This is a genomic window from Lysobacter claricitrinus, assembly GCF_045866565.1.
GTDB classification, from domain to species: Bacteria; Pseudomonadota; Gammaproteobacteria; order Xanthomonadales; family Xanthomonadaceae; genus Cognatilysobacter; species Cognatilysobacter claricitrinus.
Genome location: NZ_BAAFZV010000002.1, coordinates 490,227 through 509,979 on the forward strand (window position 1 = coordinate 490,227; position 19,753 = coordinate 509,979).

Below are 19,753 nucleotides of genomic sequence, written 5' to 3' on the forward strand. Positions count from 1 at the left end.
CGGGCCGGTCGGGGGCGGCAGTCTACCCGTACGCGCGCGTGCGGGCCGTCGCGGCGGGCCGTAAACGCCTTATGCGACGTGCCGCGGCGTCGCATCGCGTACGGCGCCGGACCGCTACGATGCCGCTCCCACGCGCCCAGGCGCGCCTGCCTTTACGGCCGCCGATGAGCCTGACCGACCTCCATTTCGACAACCGCTTCGTCCGCGAGCTGCCCGGTGATCCGTCGGATGCCAATGTCGTCCGCCAGGTACACGGCGCCGCGTGGTCGCGCGTCGAGCCCACGCCGGTTGCCGCGCCGCGCGTGCTCGCGGTGTCGCGCGAGATGCTCGCGACGCTCGGGTTCGACGATTCGGACGCCGCGTCGCCGGACTTCGCCAGGATCTTCGGCGGCAATGCAGTGCTGAGCGGCATGCAGCCGTACGCGTCGAATTACGGCGGCCACCAGTTCGGCCATTGGGCGGGCCAGCTGGGCGACGGCCGCGCCATCGCGCTGGGCGAGGTCATCAATGCGCGCGGCGAGCGTTGGGAGCTGCAACTGAAGGGCGCCGGGCCGACGCCGTACTCGCGCACCGCAGACGGCCGCGCCGTGCTGCGCTCGTCGGTGCGTGAATTCCTGTGCAGCGAGGCCATGCACCACCTCGGCGTGCCGACCACGCGCGCGCTCAGCCTGGTCGCGACCGGCGATGACGTGGTGCGCGACATGTTCTACGACGGCCACGCAGCGCCGGAGCCCGGCGCCATCGTCTGCCGCGTCGCCCCGTCGTTCATCCGCTTCGGGCATTTCGAACTGCCGGCGTCGCGTGGCGACGTGCCGCTGCTGCGCATGCTCGTGGACTTCTGCATCCGTCGCGACTATCCCCACCTGGACGCTGCGTCCCCGAACGTCGTCGGCGAATGGTTCGGCGAAATCTGCGAGCGCACGGCGGTGATGGTCGGCCACTGGATGCGCGTCGGCTTCGTCCATGGCGTGATGAACACCGACAACATGTCGATCCTCGGCCTCACCATCGACTACGGCCCGTACGGCTGGATCGACGACTACGACCCCGACTGGACGCCCAACACGACCGACGCGCAACGCCGTCGCTACCGCTTCGGCCAGCAGGCAGCCGTGGCGTACTGGAACCTCGGCCGGCTGGCTGGCGCGCTCGCGCAACTCGGAGGCGACGTCGAGCCGTTGCAGGCGGGGCTCGCGCGGTTCGTCGAGGCGTACGAAAAGACCGAGCGCGACAACGCGCTGGCGAAGCTCGGCCTCGGCGAATACCGCGACGGCGACGTCGAACTCCTCGCATCGCTGCAGCACTGGATGCACGGGCACGAAGTCGACATGACGCTGTTCTTCCGCGCGCTCATCGACATCGACCCGGCGTCGCCGGATACCACGCCACTGGCGACGGCGTACTACAACGACGAAAAGCGCGACGCCGGCCAGCCCGCGCTGCTGGAGTGGTTTTCGCGCTACGCGGCGCGCGTTGCGGACGTCGACCCCACCACACGGCGCGCGCAGATGCGCCGCGCGAATCCGCGCTACGTGCTGCGCAACTACCTGGCCCAACAGGCGATCGATCGCGCGGCGGCGGGCGATGAATCCGGCATCCACGAGCTGCTGGACGTGCTGCGCCGGCCGTACGACGACCAGCCCGGCCGCGACGAATACGCGCAACGCCGGCCCGACTGGGCGCGTCACAAGGCCGGTTGCTCGATGCTGTCGTGCAGCTCATAACGGCAGGCGAGCGGCCTGCGCCGCGTAGAATGCCGCGATGCCCCTGATCACTCTCCAGTCCGTCGACTTCAGCGTCGGCGGCCCGCTGCTGCTCGACCACGTCGACCTGTCCATCGAACCCGGCGAGCGCATCGCCGTCATCGGTCGTAATGGCGCCGGCAAGTCCACGCTGCTGAAACTCATCTCGCGCGACCTGCACGCCGACGACGGCGAGGTGCGCTACGAGGATGGCGTGCGCGTCGCGCGGCTCGAGCAGGAAGTACCCATCGACACGGCGGGCGACGTGTTCGACGTCGTCGCGGGCGGCCTGGGCGAGCAGGGTGCGTTGCTTGCGCGCTTCCATCATCTGAGCCATGCCGAGCACATCGACGCCAACGCGCTGGCCGAAGTGCAGTCGCGCATCGAGGAGCTCGGCGCGTGGTCGCTCGACCAGCGCGTCACCGAAACGCTGACGCGTCTTTCGCTGGATGGCGACCTGCCGTTCGCGGGCCTGTCGGGCGGCATGCGCCGCCGCGTGATGCTCGCGCGGTCGCTCGTGTCGTCGCCCGACGTGTTGCTGCTCGACGAGCCGACCAACCATCTCGACATCGAATCCATCGACTGGCTGGAAGGATTCCTGAAGTCGTGGCGCGGCACGCTGATCTTCATTACCCACGACCGGCGCTTCATGCGTTCGCTGGCGACGCGCATCGTCGAAATCGATCGCGGCTCGCTGACGAGCTGGCCCGGCGACTGGGACAACTACCTGCGCCGCCGTGAGGAACGCCTGCATGCCGAAGCGCAGGAGAACGCGCGCTTCGACAAGTTGCTGGCGCAGGAGGAAGTGTGGATCCGGCAGGGCATCAAAGCGCGCCGTACGCGTGACGAAGGCCGCGTGCGACGTTTGAAGGCGATGCGTGACGAACGCGCGCAGCGTCGCGACCTGACCGGCAAGGTGCGCATGGAAGCCGCGCAGGGCGATGCGTCGGGCAAGAAGGTGATCGAGGCGAAGGACGTTTCGGTGTCGCTCGGCGGCCGCATGATCCTGCGCGACGTGTCGACGACCATCATGCGCGGCGACCGCATCGGCCTGATCGGCCCGAACGGCAGCGGCAAGACCACGCTGCTCAAGACGCTGCTGGGCGAGCTCAAGCCCGACACCGGCGAAGTGCGCGAAGGCAGCAACCTGCAGATCGCGTACTTCGACCAGTACCGCGCCACGCTGCGCGAGGACTGGAACGCGATCGAAAACGTTGCGGAAGGCCGCGAGTTCGTCGAGTTCAACGGCAAGCGCAAACACATCATCGGCTACCTGCAGGATTTCCTGTTCACCCCGGAGCGCGCGCGCGCGCCGATTACCCGGCTGTCGGGCGGCGAGCGCAACCGCCTGCTGCTCGCGCGCCTTTTCGCGCAGCCGTCCAACCTGCTGGTGATGGACGAACCGACCAACGACCTCGACGTCGAAACCCTGGAGCTGCTCGAGGAACTGCTCGGCGACTACGCGGGCACGCTGCTACTCGTGAGCCACGACCGTGACTTCCTGGACAACGTCGTCACCTCGACGCTGGTGATGGAAGGCGACGGACAGGTCGGCGACTACGTCGGCGGCTACACCGACTGGCTGCGCCAGCGACCAGTCGCGAACGCCAGGTCGACGAAGGCGGAGCCGCCACGAACCGCCGCCGCATCCGCGCCGACCACGCCCGCGCCCGCGCCGGCCAGGCGCAAGCTGAGTTTCAAGGAGACCCGCGAGCTCGAAGCGCTGCCCGCACGCATCGAGGCATTGGAAGGCGAAGTGGCGCGCCTGACCGACGCGCTGTCCGAGCCGTCGTTCTACACGCGCGACGCGGCGGCGATCACGGCGCACAATGCGGACATCGCACGCGTGCAGGCGGAACTCGATACCGCCTACGCACGCTGGTCCGAACTCGACGGCTGAGGAGTCGCCATGCGCAAGTGGTGGGTGTCGATCGTTGTCGTACTCGCCCTGGCGCTGGGCACGTATTGGGCGCTGCAGGCCAAGCATCGCCACGACCAGGCAGCGTTCGTCGCGTCGCAGCGCGCGCAGGCCGGGAAGGTCGCGGTCAACGTCGACGCCGGGGAACGCGTGCTCGCGGCGCGGATCGCAGGCGAGCGCATGCAGCGCGTCGCATTGGCGGATGCCGACGTCGTGCTTGTCCACACGCTGTCCGCGTCACGCTCGCCCGACCATCGCGCGCACGCGCTGCTGACGGTGCAGGGGAAGGACGGCATGGTCAGCCTGCCGTACTACGGCATCGACGCATGGCGCGTCGTGCAGCAACTGGTGCCGTTGTTGCCGGGGATGGATGCAGGCGTCGCGGCGACGCAGCTCTCGCGCTTCGAGCGCGACGGCGACGTTGCCTGCGTCCTGTGGGCATCGCCCGCGCAGGCCGGCACGCTGGAAAAGGCGGGGAAAGCCGCGGGGCAGTGCAGCGACGAAGCTTCGCGCTGACGAGACTCAGGCTTCGGGCGTGTAGCCCGTCGCGGCGTCCGCGCCACCACCGAACAGGAATTTCTCCATCTGCTCCGCGAGATACGCGCGGTGCTTGGGATTCATCGGCGATAACCGGTTCTCGTTGATCAGCATCGTCTGGTGCGCCAGCCACGCCGCCCAGGCCTGCTTGCCGACCTGCGCGTAGACGCGACGCCCCAGCTCGCCGGGCCACGGTACGAAGTCGAGGCCTTCGTCCTCGCGCTTGAGCCACACACAGTCGACGGTACGTGGCATGTCAGTCCTCGAACAAGCGGTTGAGCAGGGTGCGGATCGGTGCGGGAATGCCCAGTGATGCGAGGTCTTCGGGCATCACCCACGCGCGTGAACCGTCCTCGGCGACGCGCGACGGCAGTGCTTCGATGCGATGCAGGCGCGGCCGCAGGGTGAGATGGTAGTGCGAGAACGCATGCGCCACGTCGTCGAGCCACATCACGCTGTGGGCGGACGTCGCATTGGCTGCGAGCCAGGCGTCCGCGGCGGTCTCGTCCTCGAACTGCGGAAGCGACCAGAGCGTCGCCCAGACGCCGGTCGGATCGCGTCGCTGCAGCAGCACGCGGCCGTCGCCGTCTCGCAACACGAGCACCACGGCCCGCCGCCGCGGCAGCGTCTTGGCTGGGCGCGGCGTCGGCAACTCGTCCTGCCGGCCTTCGACGCGCGCAACGCAGTCGCCTTGCAACGGACAGATCACGCACGCCGGGCGGCGCGAGGTGCACAGCGTCGCGCCGAAATCCATCTGCGCCTGCGTGTAGTCGGCGAGGCGATCGTCCGGTAGGCCGCGTTCTTCGACGTGCGCCTGCGCGAAACCCCACAGCACGCGTTCGATCCTGGGCGTTCCCGGCCAACCTTCCACGCCGTGATAGCGCGCGAGAACGCGCTTGACGTTGCCGTCGAGAATCGCGTGCCGATCGTTCCATGCCTGCGAGGCGATCGCGGCCGCGGTACTGCGGCCGATGCCGGGCAACGCGGCGAGCGCACCGACATCGCGCGGCAATTCGCCGCCGTGCAAGGCCATGCACATTTTCGCGGCGGCATGCAGGTTGCGCGCCCGCGTGTAGTAGCCGAGGCCGGACCACAGCGCGAGAACGCGATCGGCCGGCGCATCGGCCAGATCGCGCAGCGTCGGCAATGCGTCGACGAAGCGATGGAAGTACGGGATGACCGTCGCGACCTGCGTCTGCTGCAGCATCACCTCCGACAGCCAGACCCGATATGGCGTGCGCGGATGCTGCCAGGGCAGGTCATGGCGGCCGTTGACGTCGAACCACGCGAGCAGCCGCGCGGCGAAGCCGTCATTCGCCATCAGAGAACTCGACCTCGACACCTTCCATCGTCACGCCCGGCAGATCGAGGCGCGGCGTGCTGGCATGCCCGTCGAGCGGCGGCAGCGGTGTGCCGGCGCTGGATGCGTCGATCCACTCCAGCACGCGTGGCAGGCGGAAGCGTCCGTCGAAACGTGTTGCGCCGGACTCCAGTTGCAACGATGTATTGCCCGAGAGATCGGTCGGGCCGTCGTAGGCGAGCTGCATCGGCAGGGGACCGCGCGGACGGCCGATCGGTGCGGGAAGCTCCGGCCACCCGGACGGCCAGCGCGCGATCGTGCCGGTCAACCGCAGCGCCAGCGTTGATGTCCAGTCGAGCCGGCCCGCGGCGGTGAAGTCGGGAATCGTGTCGCCCTGCCGCAGCGCCAAACCGAACGGCGCGATGTGCACGCCCTGCGCATACGTCGCGCGCCCGCCGACGCCGAGGCGGAACGGCATCGATGCCGACGACGACACGTAGCGCGCGCGTGCGCCCAGCGACATCGCGTCGAGCGCGATGCCGTTGGTGACGGCCGGCACGCCGCGCAGCACGAGATCGAGCGGCAGCTTCCATTCCGGACGTTCGACCGTGACCGCGCCGGCGACGCCGAGGCCCGCCGGCATTTCCGGTCGGGCGAGCGTGGCGGCGACGTCGAATGGAACGCGCGTATCGCCCGCGACCATCCGGCCCTTCAGGGTGGCGCGCACGATCTTTTTCGGCGCGAGACGCGGTACATCCACGGCCAGCGCGTCGACCGTGAAGCCGTCGCCGATGACGACGCCGTTGCGCACGACGAAGCCATCGGTGAGCGTCGGCGTCGGACGCTGCGGCGAAGGCGGGCGCGTCGCCAGCCAGCGCTGCGTCGCGCCGATATCGATGCGTGGGTGGTCGAGTTCGATGCGGTGCACGACCATGTCGGCGCCGCGCGATTTCAATGTCGACCACGGCAGCGACAGCGAGATGCGATCGGCCTGCAGGACAGGCGTGGCGTCGCCATCGCGCTGTGCGGTGACCTCGCGCAGCACCAGCTGCGGCATGTCGCCGAGCGTGTATTCGGTGACGCCTTTCGCGGTGATGCGCAGCCCGAGCGCGCGGCTCGCCTGGGACAGCACCAGCGACGCGACCTGCCGCGGGCGCGTGGCCCATCGCGCAAGACCGGCGATCACCACGATCAACACGGTCGCAACGATCAGCCACGTGCGACGACGCGACCGCGGTGGTGCGGCGGGCGGCGTCGGCTCGGCGGACGTGCCGTCCGTCATCCGGCGCCCAGCGACTCCGGAAGCAGGGCGTCGACGAACGCGGCCGCATCGAACACGCGCAGGTCTTCAGGGCGTTCGCCGATGCCCGCGAAGCGGATCGGAATGCCGAACTCACGAGCCAGCGCGAACACCACGCCACCCTTGGCCGTGCCATCGAGCTTGGTGACGACGAGGCCGGTGACGCCGATCGCGGCATGGAACTGGCGCAGCTGCGACAGGGCGTTCTGGCCGGTGGTGCCGTCGATGACGAGCAACACTTCATGCGGCGCGGCAGGGTCGAGCTTCTGCAGTACGCGCTTGATCTTGCCCAGCTCGGCCATCAGGCCCTGCTGCGTATGCAGCCGGCCCGCGGTGTCGGCGATCAGCACTTCGGTGCCGCGTGCTTTTGCGGCCTGCAGCGCGTCGAACGCGACCGACGCGGCGTCGGCGTTCTGGCCCTGTGCGATGACCTGCACGCCGTTGCGCTCGCCCCAGGCCTGCAACTGCGCGACCGCGGCTGCGCGGAAGGTGTCGCCGGCCGCGAGCATCATCGTGCGCTTCTCGTCGCGGAAACGGCGCGCGAGCTTGCCGATGGTGGTGGTCTTGCCGACGCCGTTGACGCCGATGGTCAGAAGCACGAAGGGCTTGGCGCCGCGATCGATGACCAGCGGCTTCGCGACCGGTTCCAGCATCGCCAGCAGGTCAGCGCGCAATGCGGCGAGCAGTGCGTTCGCATCGGCGAACTCACGCGACTTCATCCGCTTGCGCAGGTCCTCGACCAGTTCGGTCGTCGCGGTGATGCCTACGTCGGCCGTGATCAGCGCGGTCTCGATCTCGTCCAGCAGGTCGTCGTCGAGCTTGGGGTTGCGCGAGAACAGGCCGCCGATGGAACGGCTGAATGCATTGCCGCGCAGGCGCTCCAGCCAGCCGCGCTTTCCGGCTGGCGCGGCGATGGCCGTGCTGGCGACACCGAGGAGTTCGTCCGACGACTCGATCGTTTCCGCAACGGGCGGCTCGGCATCGACCACCGGTTCGGCGGCGGTCGGCAACGCGGCGCCGAGCCATTCGCCCGCGGCGTCGACCGCGGCGGGATCGTTGACGCTGGCGTCGAGCGCCTCCATCGGCGCTTCGGGCGCAGCACCGGCCTCGCTGTCCGGGAACGCCGCGGCGAGCTCCTCGGCGGACATGCGCCGGTCTGGCTCGGTCGGCTTCTTGCGGCGCAGGAAACTCAGCATCGGCGGCGTCTGAATTTGGGGGAAAATAGGCGCGACATGCTAGCACCGGCCCCCTCGCAGCCCCGATGAACACGCCCTCGGGAAAGGTCCGCCTCATCGGCGGGCGATGGCGCGGAACGCGCCTGGACGTGCCGCAGGTGGCGGGGCTCAGGCCGTCGTCCGACCGCGTGCGCGAGACGCTGTTCAACTGGCTGATGCCGTGGTTGCGCGAGGCGCGGGTGCTCGACGTGTTCGCAGGCACCGGCGCGCTCGGGCTCGAAGCGATGTCGCGCGGCGCGGCGTCGGCGGTGCTGATCGAGCGCGACGCCAGCCTCGCGAACGCGCTGCGCGCCACGCTTGGCCGACTCGAGGGCGGCGCGGGCGGGCAGGTGGTGCACGGCGATGCGATCGGCTGGCTGGCCCGGTCCGGTTCGACCTTCGACATCGCCTTCGTCGATCCGCCGTTCGCCGGCGGGCTGTGGTCACAGGTGTGGCCCGTGCTCGCACCGCGACTCGCGCCCGACGCACTGGTCCACGTCGAAAGCCCGGCGGATGTCGACCCCGGCGTGCCGGCGAACTGGGCGGTGCATCGCGAAGGCCGTACGCGGGAGGTCCGCTACGCCTTGTATCGCGTTCCTTCACACGCGGCGGCCACTGTTACACTCGGCCACGAAGCGACGGCCGGGGGGCCGTCGAACCCGCACGAGACTCCATGACCGCGGCCCGTCATCGCACAGCCGTCTATCCCGGCACCTTCGATCCGATCACGAACGGTCACATCGACCTCGTCGATCGAGCAGCGCCGTTGTTCGACCGGTTGGTGATCGGCATCGCCGAGAGTCCGTCCAAGGGGCCATCGATTCCGCTGGAAGTTCGCGTGCGCCTCGCGCAGGACGCGGTCGCCCACCAGCCGCACGTCGAAGTGCGCGGGTTCAACTCGCTGCTCGCGCATTTCGTGCGCGATGTCGGCGCCGGTGTGCTGCTGCGCGGCCTGCGCGCGGTGTCGGACTTCGAATACGAGTTCCAGATGGCGAGCATGAACCGCCACCTGATCCCGGAGGTCGAGACGCTGTTCCTGACCCCGGCCGAGCAATACGGATTCATTTCTTCATCGCTGGTCCGCGAGATCGCCCGCCTTGGCGGGGACGTGTCAGGTTTCGTGCCCCCGGCGGTGGCCACCGCGCTGCAGGACCACTGGCGGCGTACTTAGATGTCAACCCCGAGGAAACGCATGAAGAACACCACCCGCCTGATTTTGCTCGCCGTGCTCGCGCTGCCGGTCCTGGCGGCGTGCAAAAAGGACGAAGGCACGCAGACCGCAGCAACGCAGAAGGCCGCCGTCGCCAAGCCGGCCAGCGCCACCGATGGCACCGGCTGGGACAACTACATCAAGGACCAGGTGACGCGTCACCTCGAAGGCGCGACCAGCGTCTACGCGTACACGCTGCCGGCATCGAGCGAAGCCGGGTTCCAGGACACCTTCCAGCGCCAGGTCGACAAGGCGAAGGAAGACGTCGCGCGTGGTGGCGTGGAAGGCACGCTGCTCGCGTTCGCGTCGCCCGAGTCCAAGCAGACGGCCGACATGATCGTCGCGGCGTTCACCGGCGCCGGCGCCGACACCATGAAGGGCGTGCGCGTGCTGTTCATCGGCGACGCCGCGGACAAGGATCGCGCGGAGGCGGCGGTCAAGCCGTCCGGCGCCAAGTTCGAGTTCGCCGAAGCCAAGTAAGCCCTGCGATGGCGGCTTCGGCCGCCAGCGCCTCGACGGCCGGCCCTTGCGCCGGCCGTCGTCGTTTGCGGGATTCGCGCGGCGTTGCGCGGGCGGCAACCCGGCGTGCGGCCGGCGTCGCGAACGCTTTCGACCGCGGGTGCGACAATGCCGGCTCGAACCCGACTGCCGACGGCATGTCCCTCCGGATCAACGACCTCTGCGTGAACTGCGACGTCTGCGAGCCCGCCTGTCCCAACCAGGCGATCTCGCAGGGCGAGGTCATCTATGTGATCGATCCGTCGCGTTGCACCGAATGCGTCGGCCATTTCGACGAACCGCAATGCGTGGTCGTTTGCCCGGTCGAATGCATCGACCCCGATCCCACCCATCCCGAAACCCGCGACGAGCTGCTGGCCAAGGCCATCGTGCTCAACGGCGGTCCGCTGGAGCACGCTTGATGCGACCCGTACTGCACGTCTTCGCCGCCGCTGTCCTCTCGTTGTTCGTCGCACTGCCCGCGACCGCGAAAACCCCGGCCCCGACGAAGACGACGCAGGCGGCGCATCCGCCGGGCGCGGCGATCGCCAGCGCACATGCGCTCGCGACCGACGCCGGCATGGAGATGCTGCACAAGGGCGGCAATGCCTTCGACGCGGCGGTCGCGGTATCGGGCGTGTTGTCGGTGGTCGAGCCGGTGAGCTCGGGCATCGGCGGTGGCGGCTTCTTCCTGTTGCACGATGCGAAGACCGGCCGCGACGTATTCGTCGATGCGCGCGAGACCGCGCCTGAGTCCGCGACGCCGGCCGCCTTCCTCGACGCCAAGGGCGAGCTCGATCGCGATCGTTCGGAAAACGGTCCGTGGTCGGCCGGCATCCCGGGCCTGCCGGCCGCACTCGTCCACATCGCGCAGAAGTACGGCAAGTTGCCGCTGACGACGACGCTCGCACCCGCGATCCGCATCGCGCGCGACGGTTTCCCGGTGTACGCGCGGCTCGAGAAGGGCTACGCAAGCCGCCGCACGGTGATGGAACGCTATCGCGGCACGCGCGCGGTGTTCCTCGCCGACGGCGATCCGCCGAAGGTTGGCGAAACGTTCAAGCAGCCCGAACTCGCGCACACGCTCGAACTCATCGCGACCAAGGGTTTCGACGGCTTCTACCGCGGCGAAACTGCGACGAAGCTGCTGTCGGCGGTGAAGGAAGAAGGCGGCCAGTGGACGGCCGCGGAGCTGTCGGGCTACCGCGTCCGCGAACGTACGCCGCTGAAGTTCGACTACCGCGGCTGGCAGATCACCACCGCGCCCCCGCCGTCGTCCGGTGGCGTCGCGCTGGCGGAAATCCTGCAGACCGTGTCGGGCTGGGACCTGCAGAAGCTCGATGCCGCGCATCGCACCCACATCCTCACCGAGGCGATGCGCCGCGCGTATCGCGACCGCACGATCTACCTGGGCGATCCGGATTTCGTGAAGATGCCGATGTCGCGCCTGATGTCGCCCGACTACGCCGCCGGCCTGCGCGCCACGATCCATCCCGACAAGGCGACGCCGAGCGAGCTGCTGCCCGGCCAGCCCGCACCGCTGGAGGACGACGAGACGACGCACTATTCGATCATCGACGCGCAGGGCAACCTGGTTTCGACGACGCAGACGGTGAATCTCACCTATGGCTCGGGCATGGTCGCGCCGGGCACCGGCGTGCTGCTCAACAACGAGATGGACGATTTCGCGCTGAAGCCGGGCACGGCCAACGCGTTCGGCGTCATGGGCTTCGCCGCGAACGCACCGAAGCCCGGCAAGCGCATGCTCAGTTCGATGACGCCCAGCTTCATGCAGTCGAAGGACAAGCTCGTGGTGATCGGCGCGCCCGGTGGCAGCCGGATCATCACCGAAGTGCTGTTGGGCATCCTCGGCTACGACGCGGGGCTGTCCGCGCAGCAGGTCGCCGCACTGCCGCGCGTCCACCATCAGTGGTTGCCCGACGTGATTTCCGCGGAGCCCGGCGCGCTCGACGCGTCGACCATCACCGCGCTCGAAGCGATGGGCCACAAGGTCAACGCGGGCGAAGCCGCGTGGGGCAACCTGCAGACCGTGTCGTGGGACAAGCGCGCGAACACGCTGGAAGGCGGCACCGACCCGCGCAATCCGATGGGAAAGGCAGCCGTCGATGCGAAGGCCGTGACGCACTGATTGGCGGCACGCGACGGCCGCAAGCGGCCGTGGAATGATGGAGCGTCCCTACAGGAGCTCCGCATGGACCCGTACAACAACGGCACCGTTCCGTCGTCGCAACCGCCCGGCCTGCTGTCGCTGAACGACACCATGGTCACCACCGCGCTGGAGCTGCCGGGCGTCCGCATCGTCCGCAACCTCGGCGTCGTGCGCGGCATCACCGTGCGTTCGCGGTCGGTGGTCGGCAACTTCCTCGGCGGCATCCAGACGCTGTTCGGCGGCAACATCACCATCTATACGCAGCTGTGCGAGCAGGCGCGCATGGAGACGTACCGCGACATGATGCTGCACGCCCGCCAGCTGGGCGCGAACGCGATCGTCGCCGTGCGCTACGACGCCACCGAGCTGATGGCCGGCCTGACCGAAGTGCTGTGCTACGGCACGGCCGTCGTGGTCGAACCCGAGCGCTGACATTCACCGCCGGTGAGACCCGGGCGGGCGAAGCTGTCGCCATGTCCGCGCGCACCGGCCAGCCCGCACTGTTCGACACCGGGGACGTCGTCCTGTTCGACGACGCCGACGGCGGCATCCGCTATCGCCCCGGCCTGGTCGACCCGGCGACGGCGGATCGCTGGTTCGAGGCGCTGCGTGGCGACGTCGAATGGCGGGCGCTGCAGCGCGAGATGTACGACCGCACCGTCGACGTGCCGCGCTTGATCGCGTCGTATCCGCTGGCGTCGCCTGATCTGCCGTCGTCGATCGGCGAAATACTCGAGGCGGTGCGCAGCGTGGTCGATGCACCGTTCGACTCGGTCGGCATCAACCTGTATCGCGACGGGCGCGACAGCGTCGCGCCGCATAACGACACCCTGCATGCGCTGATGCCGCGCCAGCCGATCGCGCTCGTGTCGCTCGGCGACGTGCGCGAAATGGTGATCACGCCGAAGCCGGGCACGCGCGGACGCCGCATCCGCCTGCCGCTCGAGCCGGGCAGCCTGCTGGTGATGAGCCACGCGTCGCAGTCCACGCATGATCACGGCATTCCGAAAACGCGCGATGCGGTCGGCCCGCGCATCAGCCTCGCGTTCCGCGTGCGCCAACCGGGTGGTGACCTGCTGCGCGGCTATCGGCCGGCGGGCTGATCGGTCGGATCGTCGGCGCCATGGCGAAGTCGCTGGGCCGCGGCGACGACCTGTTGGAGGGCGCAATGACGGCGGTCGTCGTCGCCGGAATCGCGGCGCGCACCCACGTTGCAGGACGATCAGTCGATCGCGCCTAGACTCCCGGCATGGACACCAATCCCGCGACGACCGGCGGCGGCCATCGGCTGTTCTTCGCGTTGTGGCCGACGGACGAGGTGCGCGCAGCACTCGGTCGTGCGGTCGACGGCGTGCCGATCTTCCGCGACGCCGGACGCCGCACCGCCGCGGGCAAGCACCACCTCACGCTGCATTTCCTCGGCGGCTGGCGCGAGCGGCCGGACGACGTGGTCGAACGTGCGCGCAATGCGGCGTCCACCGTGCGGGCGCGTGCGTTCCACCTCGTCGTCGACCACGCCGGGGGTTTCACCGGCGCGCGCGTCGGATGGGTCGCGCCGTCGCGAAATTCCGGGCTCGACGCGCTGTGGTCGACACTGCGCCGCGCCCTCGACGACGCACAGCTCCCCTATCGATCGCACGAAAGCTTCTCGCCGCACGTCACCGTGTTGCGCAACGTGCGCGGCGTGCTGCCCGGCGTCGAGATCACGCCCGTCCCGTGGCCGGTCGACGACTTCGTTCTCGTGCACAGCCACGACGGGCGCTACGACGTGATCGACCGCTGGGCGCTGCGCGACGCCTGAACGTTCACGGCCGGGCGTGCAGCCTTGCCGCATGGCGATGACAGACCTGCACATCGGATGCGCCGGCTGGAGCATCTCGGGCGCGCACGCGGACTTCTTTCCCGGCGATGGCACGCACTTGCAGCGCTATGCGCGCCGCTTCGACATGGTCGAGATCAATTCGTCGTTCTATCGACCGCACCAGCCCAAGACGTATGCGAAGTGGGCCGCGTCGGTGCCCGATGCATTCCGGTTCGCCGTAAAGTTTCCGCGAGCAGTTACGCACGATTCACGGCTGCACGAGCCCGTCGCGGCGATCGAAACATTCCTCGCACAGGTATCCGCCCTGGGCGACCGGCTCGGCCCGATCCTCGTGCAGTTGCCGCCCAGCCTGGCCTTCGACGCGGATATCGCCGGTGCGTTCTTCGGTGCGCTGCGTGAACGCTTCGACGGCGCGATCGTCTGCGAGCCGCGCCACGCGACGTGGTTCGAGCCGGAGGTCGACGCATTCTGGAGGCGTTTCACGGTGTCGCGCGTCGCGGCCGATCCGGCACGACTTGCGGACGCCGCGCAACCCGGTGGCGCCGGCGAGTTGCGCTACTGGCGCCTGCACGGTTCGCCGCGCATCTACTACGACGCATACGGCGAAGATGGCCTGCGGCTGTGGGCGGACGACATTGCCGAGGCGCGCAGCGCGGGCTTCGATTGCTGGGTGGTGATGGACAACACGGCGCTCGGTCACGCAACGCTCGACGCGATGCGGCTCGATGCGATGTTGAAAGGCGAGGCGATGCCGGTGTGATCAGTCCTGCAGGTTGGCGCCGCAGCCGTGGTAGGTCGTACCCGCGACATCGAGTGTCACGCTCGCTTCGAATGCCTGCCCGCTCATGCCATCGCGGCAGCGCTCCTTGCGCACGGTGACGTGCACCGCGTTACCCGATGCGTCCGCACCCGTGTACCCGTTGGCCGTCACCTGCAACGGTGCGACGACGCGCGTCTGCCCGTAGTCGAGCTGGGCTTCGAGGCGTGGCGGCGTGCCGGTGATTTCGGCCGACCAGCCGGGCTCGTTGCCGATTGCGCGGAATGTTGCGCCAGCCAGCACCGCCTGGTTCCACGGCGACACCTGCAATGCCTGCACGCAATCGCGCGGCGGCTCGCCGGCGAGCGCGAGCGTGCCCGTCGCGCCCTTGGTCCAGAACTCGTTGCCGCGCGCGTCGGCGTAGCGCGCGCCGGACGCCGAACGCGTGATCGGCAACGCGAGCGACGCGCCGTTGTACGACAGTCGCACCTGCCGGGGCGCGTCGTCGAAACGCGACATCACGCCGAGATCGCCGCACTCCCAATGTGCGACCGCCCCAGTCGCCGCCACTGCCGGCGTCGGCTGTTCGGCGACCACGCGGCGCATGCGCAACTCGACCGCCGCGCCGCCGGGTGTGACGCCGACGGGCGCCGGGGTTTCGAACCAGCGTTGGCCATCGGCGCCGGACAGCGTAGCGCGCAACGCGTAGCCCGCCGGATGCGCCGTCGATGGAACGTGCAGTTCGAATGGATAGGGCGGCCCAGCCACGTCGCCCAGCGTCTTGGATGCGAGCACCGCCTGCGAGGCCGCGTCGGTCAGCTCGACGTGCAGCGACGCGCCCGGCGGCATCTTGACGCGTTCGACATACGTCGCGTTGCCGCGCACGACAGCCGCGGACGGTGCGGCGGCGTTGTTCGACGCCGCCTCGGGCGAATGCGCGAATGGACAGCCGGTCAAAAGCGCGCCGGCCGCTGCGACAACGAACAGGTTTCGTGGATTCATCGGGCACCTCCAGGCGCGCAGCATCGCCGAGACGCCATGGACGCCGTGTCAGCGCGGGTCGCGATCGACGCGCAGCACCGGGTAGACGCCGTAGCGGTCGTCCCATGCGCTGTGGCGGCGGTAGAAGAAGTCCAGGCGCTGGTCCGGATTTTTCGCGAACGCCGGGTCGTCGTGCACGCGCTTGTCGAACTCGGCGCGCAGCGCGGGGTCGGCAGCGAGCATCTTCTCGGCTTCTTCCTCGGCAACGTAGTCCTCCATGTATTCCTTGCGCTCGAATGCGGCATTGGTGCGGCCCCATGCCGCGATCGCATCGGGCGCCTGCGGTTCGAGCAGGCCCATCACCAGGCGCGCCTTGGGTTGCGCGATCGGCACGAACAACGCGCCGGCAACCAGTGACGGCGTCGAGGCAGCCCACGCGCCCTTTGCGTCCAGGCGCTGATGGCCTTCGAAGGAATCGGACGAGAACGTGATCGTGTCCGCACGCCATGCCTGCGCGGCGACGTTCTGCAGTGGCGCATCGATGCGCTGGTAGCGGATGCCGTGCGCGTCGAGTGTCGGCTTGACCATGTCGACCCACGCGGCCGGCACGACATAGCCCGCGCGAGGTGCGTCGGCGCTGATGCGCGGCACCACGACGTCGTGCAGCGGGATGTGCCAGACCTGCGGCTTCGATTCGTCGTAGCGTGTCATCAGCGCGCCGGACACATCCGACATCGTGCGTGTGTAGGCGTAGCCCTTGAAATCGATGGTGCGGACGGCATCGGTCGCCTTGTAATCGAGCGCGACCGGCATGCCGGCAAGCTTGGTCGCGCGCGCATCGGCCTCGCGTTCCATGCGCTGCCACGCGACGCCGTTGGCCGCGACTTCCTCCAGGACGGCGACGATCGCGTCGTGCGTGGTGCGCACGCGATACGCGTACGGGCGCCACGAATGCGTTTCCACCAGCATCGCCATGCGGTTGCGAAGCTGCATGTAGCCGAGCGAGAAACGTGGCGTCGACACGCCGTCCTCGAAGCCCGACGACGGATCGTCACCCTTCACGAACGATGGATAGAACGGAAGCGGGATCGCGCCCTTCTTCGTCATGCGCGCGATCGTGCCGGTACGCAGCGCGCGGCCCGCCGTGCGCAATGCGACGTCGCCCGAGTTCACCGGTTCGACCTGTACCGCGACGTCGTGCTGGAACTTCGCGCCGTCGGTGACGTGCAGGTCGACATAGGCGACCGGGTCCCAACGCTCGATCAGCGCGAGCATCGCGCGCATTTCCGGCGCGTCGGCCTTCATGTAGTCGCGATTGAGGTTGAGGTTCTGCGCGGTGGCGCGCCAGCCCATTTCCTCCGGGCCGCGCTGGTTCGGACGGTTCCACGCCTTGAAGCGCTCGTGGCCGTCGACATTGAACACCGGGACGAACACGAAGACCTGCTTCGCCAGCGCACCCTTGGCGATCTTTCCGTCGAGCAGCTCGCGCAGGGCGAGGAAGCCCGCGTCCTTGCCGTCGATCTCACCGGCGTGGATGCCGCCCTGCATCAGCGTGACCGGCAAGCCGCGTTCGCGCGCGGCTTCGGGCGTCAGTGCGCCGGACGTCGAGGCGACCAGCACCTTCATCGGCCGGCCTTCCGGCGTGGTGCCGAAGGTTTCGCAGCGCACGGCGGCCGGGTACTTCGCGGCGAACGCGTCGCACAGGGCGATGACCTCGTCGTAGCGACCGGTGCGCACGAAGCCACTGCGCTCGGACACCGTGGTAAGCGCATCCTGCGCGAGGGCGGGCAGGGCGACGGCGAGCAGGGCGGCCAGCAGGGGCGTGCGGTTCATCGGCGGTGGACGTCGGGAAGGTGCCCGCATCGTACCTGCCCGCCCGTGCGATCATGCCGGGCCGTTCCGTCCGGAGGATCCCGATGCGCAGCCTGTACTACGCGCCCGGCGCCGCGAGCATGGTCGTCCACTGGCTGCTCATCGAGCTCGCGCTCGACGTGGAGCTGCGCAAGGTCGACACCGCGGCCGGTGAGCAGAAGAGTCCCGACTACCTCGCGCTCAACCCCAATGGCGTGGTGCCGACCTACGTCGACGAAGGCCGGCCGATGTTCGAGGCCGCGGCGATCGCGATGACGCTCGGCGATCGCTACGCCGTCGGCCGTTTCGCGCCGCCGTTCGATGCGCCCGAGCGCGCCAGCTACAACCAGTGGATGTTCCATCTCGCCAACGCGGTGCAGCCGTTGTTCCGCATCTGGTGGTATCCGCACGAAGTCGCGGGCGAGGCGAATGCCGAACTCGCGCGCGAGCACGTCATTCCGCGCATCGAAGCCGCCTGGCAGCGCCTCGACGACCACCTCGCCAAGAACGGCCCGTACCTGCTCGGCGGCCAGCCCTGCGTCGCCGACTTCTACTTGACGATGCTGCTGCGCTGGTCACGCGGAATGCCCAGGCCGGGCGACCGCTGGCCGCACCTCGGGGCACTCGCGATGCGCATGAAGGCGCGCCCGTCGTTCGCCACGCTCTATCAACGCGAAGGCCTCACCGAGTGGGCCTGATCCTTACGCAACCGACCGCCGCATGCTGACTCTCATCATCATCGCCGTGACCGCGATCGTCTCGTGGGTCGCGTTCAAGAACCATCGAATCGCCGAGCGCCTGCTGCTGTGGCCGCCGGCGGTGCGCAAAGGCCAGGTCGAACGCCTGCTCACGCACGGTTTCGTGCACGCGGACCTGTCGCACCTGTTCTTCAACATGCTCACGCTGTTCTTCTTCGGCATGACGACGGAGCGCGTGGTCGTCGCGCTGGCGGGGCGGGTCACGTTCGTCTTCTTCTACGTGTCCGCGGTGATCGTCGCGATCCTGCCCAGCTACCTGCGCCATCGCGACGACAGCCGCTATCGCAGCCTGGGCGCATCCGGTGCGGTCGCGGCCATGCTGTTCGCGGCGATCCTGCTCGACCCGTGGATGACGATCTTCGTCCCCATTCCCGTGCCGGGCATCCTGTACGGCGCGGGGTATCTCGCGTGGTCGTTCTGGGCCGACCGCAACGGCACGGACGGCGTGAACCACAATGCGCACCTGTCCGGCGCCATTTACGGCGTGCTGTTCATGCTGCTGATGGATCACGCGGTGTGGCAGAACTTCGTCATACGGATCGCCTCGCCCCATCTGTGACGCTCACCGGCCCTGCATCGCGGCCGGTGTCTGCTCGTCGTTTCTTCCAGGAGCCCACCATGGACGTGCAGCACCAGCCCGACGCCGAACGCTTCGTCGTCCTCGTCGACGGCCACGAGGCCGAAGTGACCTACCGGCTCGAGCACGGCGTGCTCGGCATCACCCACACCGGCGTGCCGTCGGCGATCGGTGGGCGCGGCATCGCCGGGCACCTCGTGCAGGCCGCGTTCGACTACGCCCGCGCCAACGGCCTGCGCGTACGGCCGCTGTGCAGCTACGCCGCGCTCTGGGCGCAGCGCCATCCCGACTACGCGGACGTGCTCGCGGCCTGACCGCTGCTGCACGCCGAGCGCGGTTGTGACAGCATCCGCGCCCCACGCCCGCCCGACCTTCCCATGCGCCTCAACAAGCACATCAGCGACACCGGCTTCTGCTCGCGCCGCGAGGCGGACGGCCTGATCGCGGAAGGCCGCGTCACCGTCAACGGGCTGCGCGCGCGCGTCGGCGCGGAGGTGGGCGAGGGCGACGAGGTGCTGGTCGACGGCCAGAAGCTCGCCGTGCGCAAGGCCGCACCGAACAAGCGTCGCCACGTCTACATCGCGCTGAACAAGCCCGTCGGCATCACCTGCACGACGGAAAGCTCGGTGCCCGGCAACATCGTCGAGTTCGTCGGCCACCAGCAGCGCATCTTCCCGATCGGCCGGCTCGACAAGGATTCGGAAGGCCTGATCCTGCTGACCAGCAACGGCGACATCGTCAACGAGATCCTGCGCGCCGAGAACAAGCTCGAGAAGGAATACCTGGTGGCGGTGAACAACCCGGTTACCGACGAATTCCTGCGCGCGATGGCGCGCGGCGTGCCGGTGCACGGGCAGATGACGCTGCCATGCCGCACGGGAAAGCTGGGCCGCTTCGGCTTCCGCATCGTGCTGGTGCAGGGGCTCAATCGGCAGATCCGCCTGATGGCCGCGCACTTCAAATATCGCGTCAAGACGCTGGTGCGCGTGCGCATCGGCGCGGTCAAGCTGGGGCACCTGAAGATCGGCAGCTGGCGCAATCTGACCGACGCCGAGCTGCGCGCGCTGCTGCCGGGGCGCACCGACTGGTAAACGCGTCGATGCGGGCGTCACACGCGA

General features: G+C 69.0%; 22 protein-coding genes. 16 read left to right on the forward strand and 6 right to left on the reverse strand.

Annotated features, from left to right (window positions below; translation table 11 throughout):
* Positions 1-170 precede the first annotated feature (170 nt).
* The 3 genes from ACKTTN_RS07130 to ACKTTN_RS07140 are packed head-to-tail and all read left to right on the forward strand — an operon-like array spanning position 171 to position 4,176.
* Positions 171-1,724 (forward strand): protein adenylyltransferase SelO, encoded by a 1,554-nt coding sequence (locus ACKTTN_RS07130; protein ID WP_456237284.1) that lies wholly within the window; start codon positions 171-173, stop codon positions 1,722-1,724.
* 37 nt (positions 1,725-1,761) lie between these two features.
* Positions 1,762-3,642 carry an ATP-binding cassette domain-containing protein gene (locus ACKTTN_RS07135; protein ID WP_407909183.1) on the forward strand — a complete coding sequence of 627 codons (1,881 nt, stop codon included), beginning with the start codon at positions 1,762-1,764 and terminating at the stop codon, positions 3,640-3,642.
* Between the two features lie 9 nt (positions 3,643-3,651).
* On the forward strand, positions 3,652-4,176 hold the full coding sequence (locus ACKTTN_RS07140; RefSeq protein ID WP_407909184.1) for a hypothetical protein: 525 nt from the start codon (positions 3,652-3,654) through the stop codon (positions 4,174-4,176).
* 6 nt (positions 4,177-4,182) lie between these two features.
* Here the strand turns inward: ACKTTN_RS07140 and ACKTTN_RS07145 are convergent, their stop codons facing one another.
* Genes ACKTTN_RS07145 through ftsY form a run of 4 tightly spaced genes read right to left on the reverse strand, consistent with a single transcriptional unit; the run spans position 4,183 to position 7,993 of the window.
* Complete coding sequence (locus ACKTTN_RS07145) at positions 4,183-4,452, reverse strand: oxidative damage protection protein (protein WP_407909185.1); 270 nt, start codon at positions 4,450-4,452, stop codon at positions 4,183-4,185.
* Position 4,453: 1 nt separating this feature from the next.
* A complete protein-coding gene (gene mutY / locus ACKTTN_RS07150; protein ID WP_407909186.1) occupies positions 4,454-5,518 on the reverse strand; it encodes an A/G-specific adenine glycosylase in 1,065 nt (354 codons plus the stop codon).
* Positions 5,508-6,779: an AsmA family protein gene (locus tag ACKTTN_RS07155; RefSeq protein ID WP_407909187.1), complete on the reverse strand. Its 1,272-nt coding sequence runs from the start codon at positions 6,777-6,779 to the stop codon at positions 5,508-5,510. Before ACKTTN_RS07155 ends, mutY begins: the two co-directional genes overlap by 11 nt.
* On the reverse strand, positions 6,776-7,993 hold the full coding sequence (ftsY, locus tag ACKTTN_RS07160) for a signal recognition particle-docking protein FtsY (RefSeq protein ID WP_407909188.1): 1,218 nt from the start codon (positions 7,991-7,993) through the stop codon (positions 6,776-6,778). Before ftsY ends, ACKTTN_RS07155 begins: the two co-directional genes overlap by 4 nt.
* A 65-nt stretch (positions 7,994-8,058) precedes the next feature.
* On the opposite strand from ftsY, the gene rsmD reads away from it, so the two are divergent.
* The 9 genes from rsmD (at position 8,059) to ACKTTN_RS07205 (ending at position 14,471) form a co-directional block, all read left to right on the forward strand.
* Positions 8,059-8,688 carry a 16S rRNA (guanine(966)-N(2))-methyltransferase RsmD gene (gene rsmD, locus ACKTTN_RS07165; RefSeq protein ID WP_407909189.1) on the forward strand — a complete coding sequence of 210 codons (630 nt, stop codon included), beginning with the start codon at positions 8,059-8,061 and terminating at the stop codon, positions 8,686-8,688.
* Complete coding sequence (coaD, locus tag ACKTTN_RS07170) at positions 8,685-9,182, forward strand: pantetheine-phosphate adenylyltransferase (protein WP_407909190.1); 498 nt, start codon at positions 8,685-8,687, stop codon at positions 9,180-9,182. Before rsmD ends, coaD begins: the two co-directional genes overlap by 4 nt.
* A 21-nt stretch (positions 9,183-9,203) precedes the next feature.
* Positions 9,204-9,701 carry a hypothetical protein gene (locus tag ACKTTN_RS07175; protein ID WP_407909191.1) on the forward strand — a complete coding sequence of 166 codons (498 nt, stop codon included), beginning with the start codon at positions 9,204-9,206 and terminating at the stop codon, positions 9,699-9,701.
* 176 nt (positions 9,702-9,877) lie between these two features.
* The gene (locus tag ACKTTN_RS07180; RefSeq protein WP_407910030.1) at positions 9,878-10,141 is read left to right on the forward strand and encodes a YfhL family 4Fe-4S dicluster ferredoxin; all 264 of its coding nucleotides are present in this window, start codon (positions 9,878-9,880) and stop codon (positions 10,139-10,141) included.
* Positions 10,141-11,868: a gamma-glutamyltransferase gene (gene ggt / locus ACKTTN_RS07185; protein ID WP_407909192.1), complete on the forward strand. Its 1,728-nt coding sequence runs from the start codon at positions 10,141-10,143 to the stop codon at positions 11,866-11,868. Before ACKTTN_RS07180 ends, ggt begins: the two co-directional genes overlap by 1 nt.
* Before the next feature lie 63 nt (positions 11,869-11,931).
* The gene (locus ACKTTN_RS07190; RefSeq protein WP_407909193.1) at positions 11,932-12,321 is read left to right on the forward strand and encodes a YbjQ family protein; all 390 of its coding nucleotides are present in this window, start codon (positions 11,932-11,934) and stop codon (positions 12,319-12,321) included.
* A gap of 41 nt (positions 12,322-12,362) precedes the next feature.
* Entirely contained in the window at positions 12,363-12,992 is a 630-nt protein-coding gene (locus tag ACKTTN_RS07195) for an alpha-ketoglutarate-dependent dioxygenase AlkB family protein (RefSeq protein WP_407909194.1), read from the forward strand.
* A gap of 146 nt (positions 12,993-13,138) precedes the next feature.
* The gene (gene thpR / locus ACKTTN_RS07200; RefSeq protein WP_407909195.1) at positions 13,139-13,690 is read left to right on the forward strand and encodes an RNA 2',3'-cyclic phosphodiesterase; all 552 of its coding nucleotides are present in this window, start codon (positions 13,139-13,141) and stop codon (positions 13,688-13,690) included.
* 31 nt (positions 13,691-13,721) lie between these two features.
* Complete coding sequence (locus tag ACKTTN_RS07205; protein WP_407909196.1) at positions 13,722-14,471, forward strand: DUF72 domain-containing protein; 750 nt, start codon at positions 13,722-13,724, stop codon at positions 14,469-14,471.
* Here the strand turns inward: ACKTTN_RS07205 and ACKTTN_RS07210 are convergent, their stop codons facing one another.
* Positions 14,472-15,470, reverse strand: coding sequence for an MliC family protein (locus ACKTTN_RS07210; protein ID WP_407909197.1), 999 nt, complete (start codon positions 15,468-15,470; stop codon positions 14,472-14,474).
* Between the two features lie 48 nt (positions 15,471-15,518).
* The gene (locus ACKTTN_RS07215; protein WP_407909198.1) at positions 15,519-17,312 is read right to left on the reverse strand and encodes a M14 family zinc carboxypeptidase; all 1,794 of its coding nucleotides are present in this window, start codon (positions 17,310-17,312) and stop codon (positions 15,519-15,521) included.
* Positions 17,313-17,365: 53 nt separating this feature from the next.
* Here ACKTTN_RS07215 and ACKTTN_RS07220 point away from each other — a divergent pair, with 53 nt between their 5' ends.
* From ACKTTN_RS07220 to ACKTTN_RS07235, 4 genes are all read left to right on the forward strand, one after another.
* A complete protein-coding gene (locus tag ACKTTN_RS07220; RefSeq protein ID WP_407909199.1) occupies positions 17,366-17,998 on the forward strand; it encodes a glutathione S-transferase family protein in 633 nt (210 codons plus the stop codon).
* A gap of 22 nt (positions 17,999-18,020) precedes the next feature.
* The gene (locus ACKTTN_RS07225; RefSeq protein WP_407909200.1) at positions 18,021-18,617 is read left to right on the forward strand and encodes a rhomboid family intramembrane serine protease; all 597 of its coding nucleotides are present in this window, start codon (positions 18,021-18,023) and stop codon (positions 18,615-18,617) included.
* A 59-nt stretch (positions 18,618-18,676) separates the two neighbouring features.
* Positions 18,677-18,949 carry a GNAT family N-acetyltransferase gene (locus ACKTTN_RS07230; protein ID WP_407909201.1) on the forward strand — a complete coding sequence of 91 codons (273 nt, stop codon included), beginning with the start codon at positions 18,677-18,679 and terminating at the stop codon, positions 18,947-18,949.
* A gap of 63 nt (positions 18,950-19,012) precedes the next feature.
* The gene (locus tag ACKTTN_RS07235; protein WP_407909202.1) at positions 19,013-19,726 is read left to right on the forward strand and encodes a pseudouridine synthase; all 714 of its coding nucleotides are present in this window, start codon (positions 19,013-19,015) and stop codon (positions 19,724-19,726) included.
* Positions 19,727-19,753: the final 27 nt, after the last annotated feature.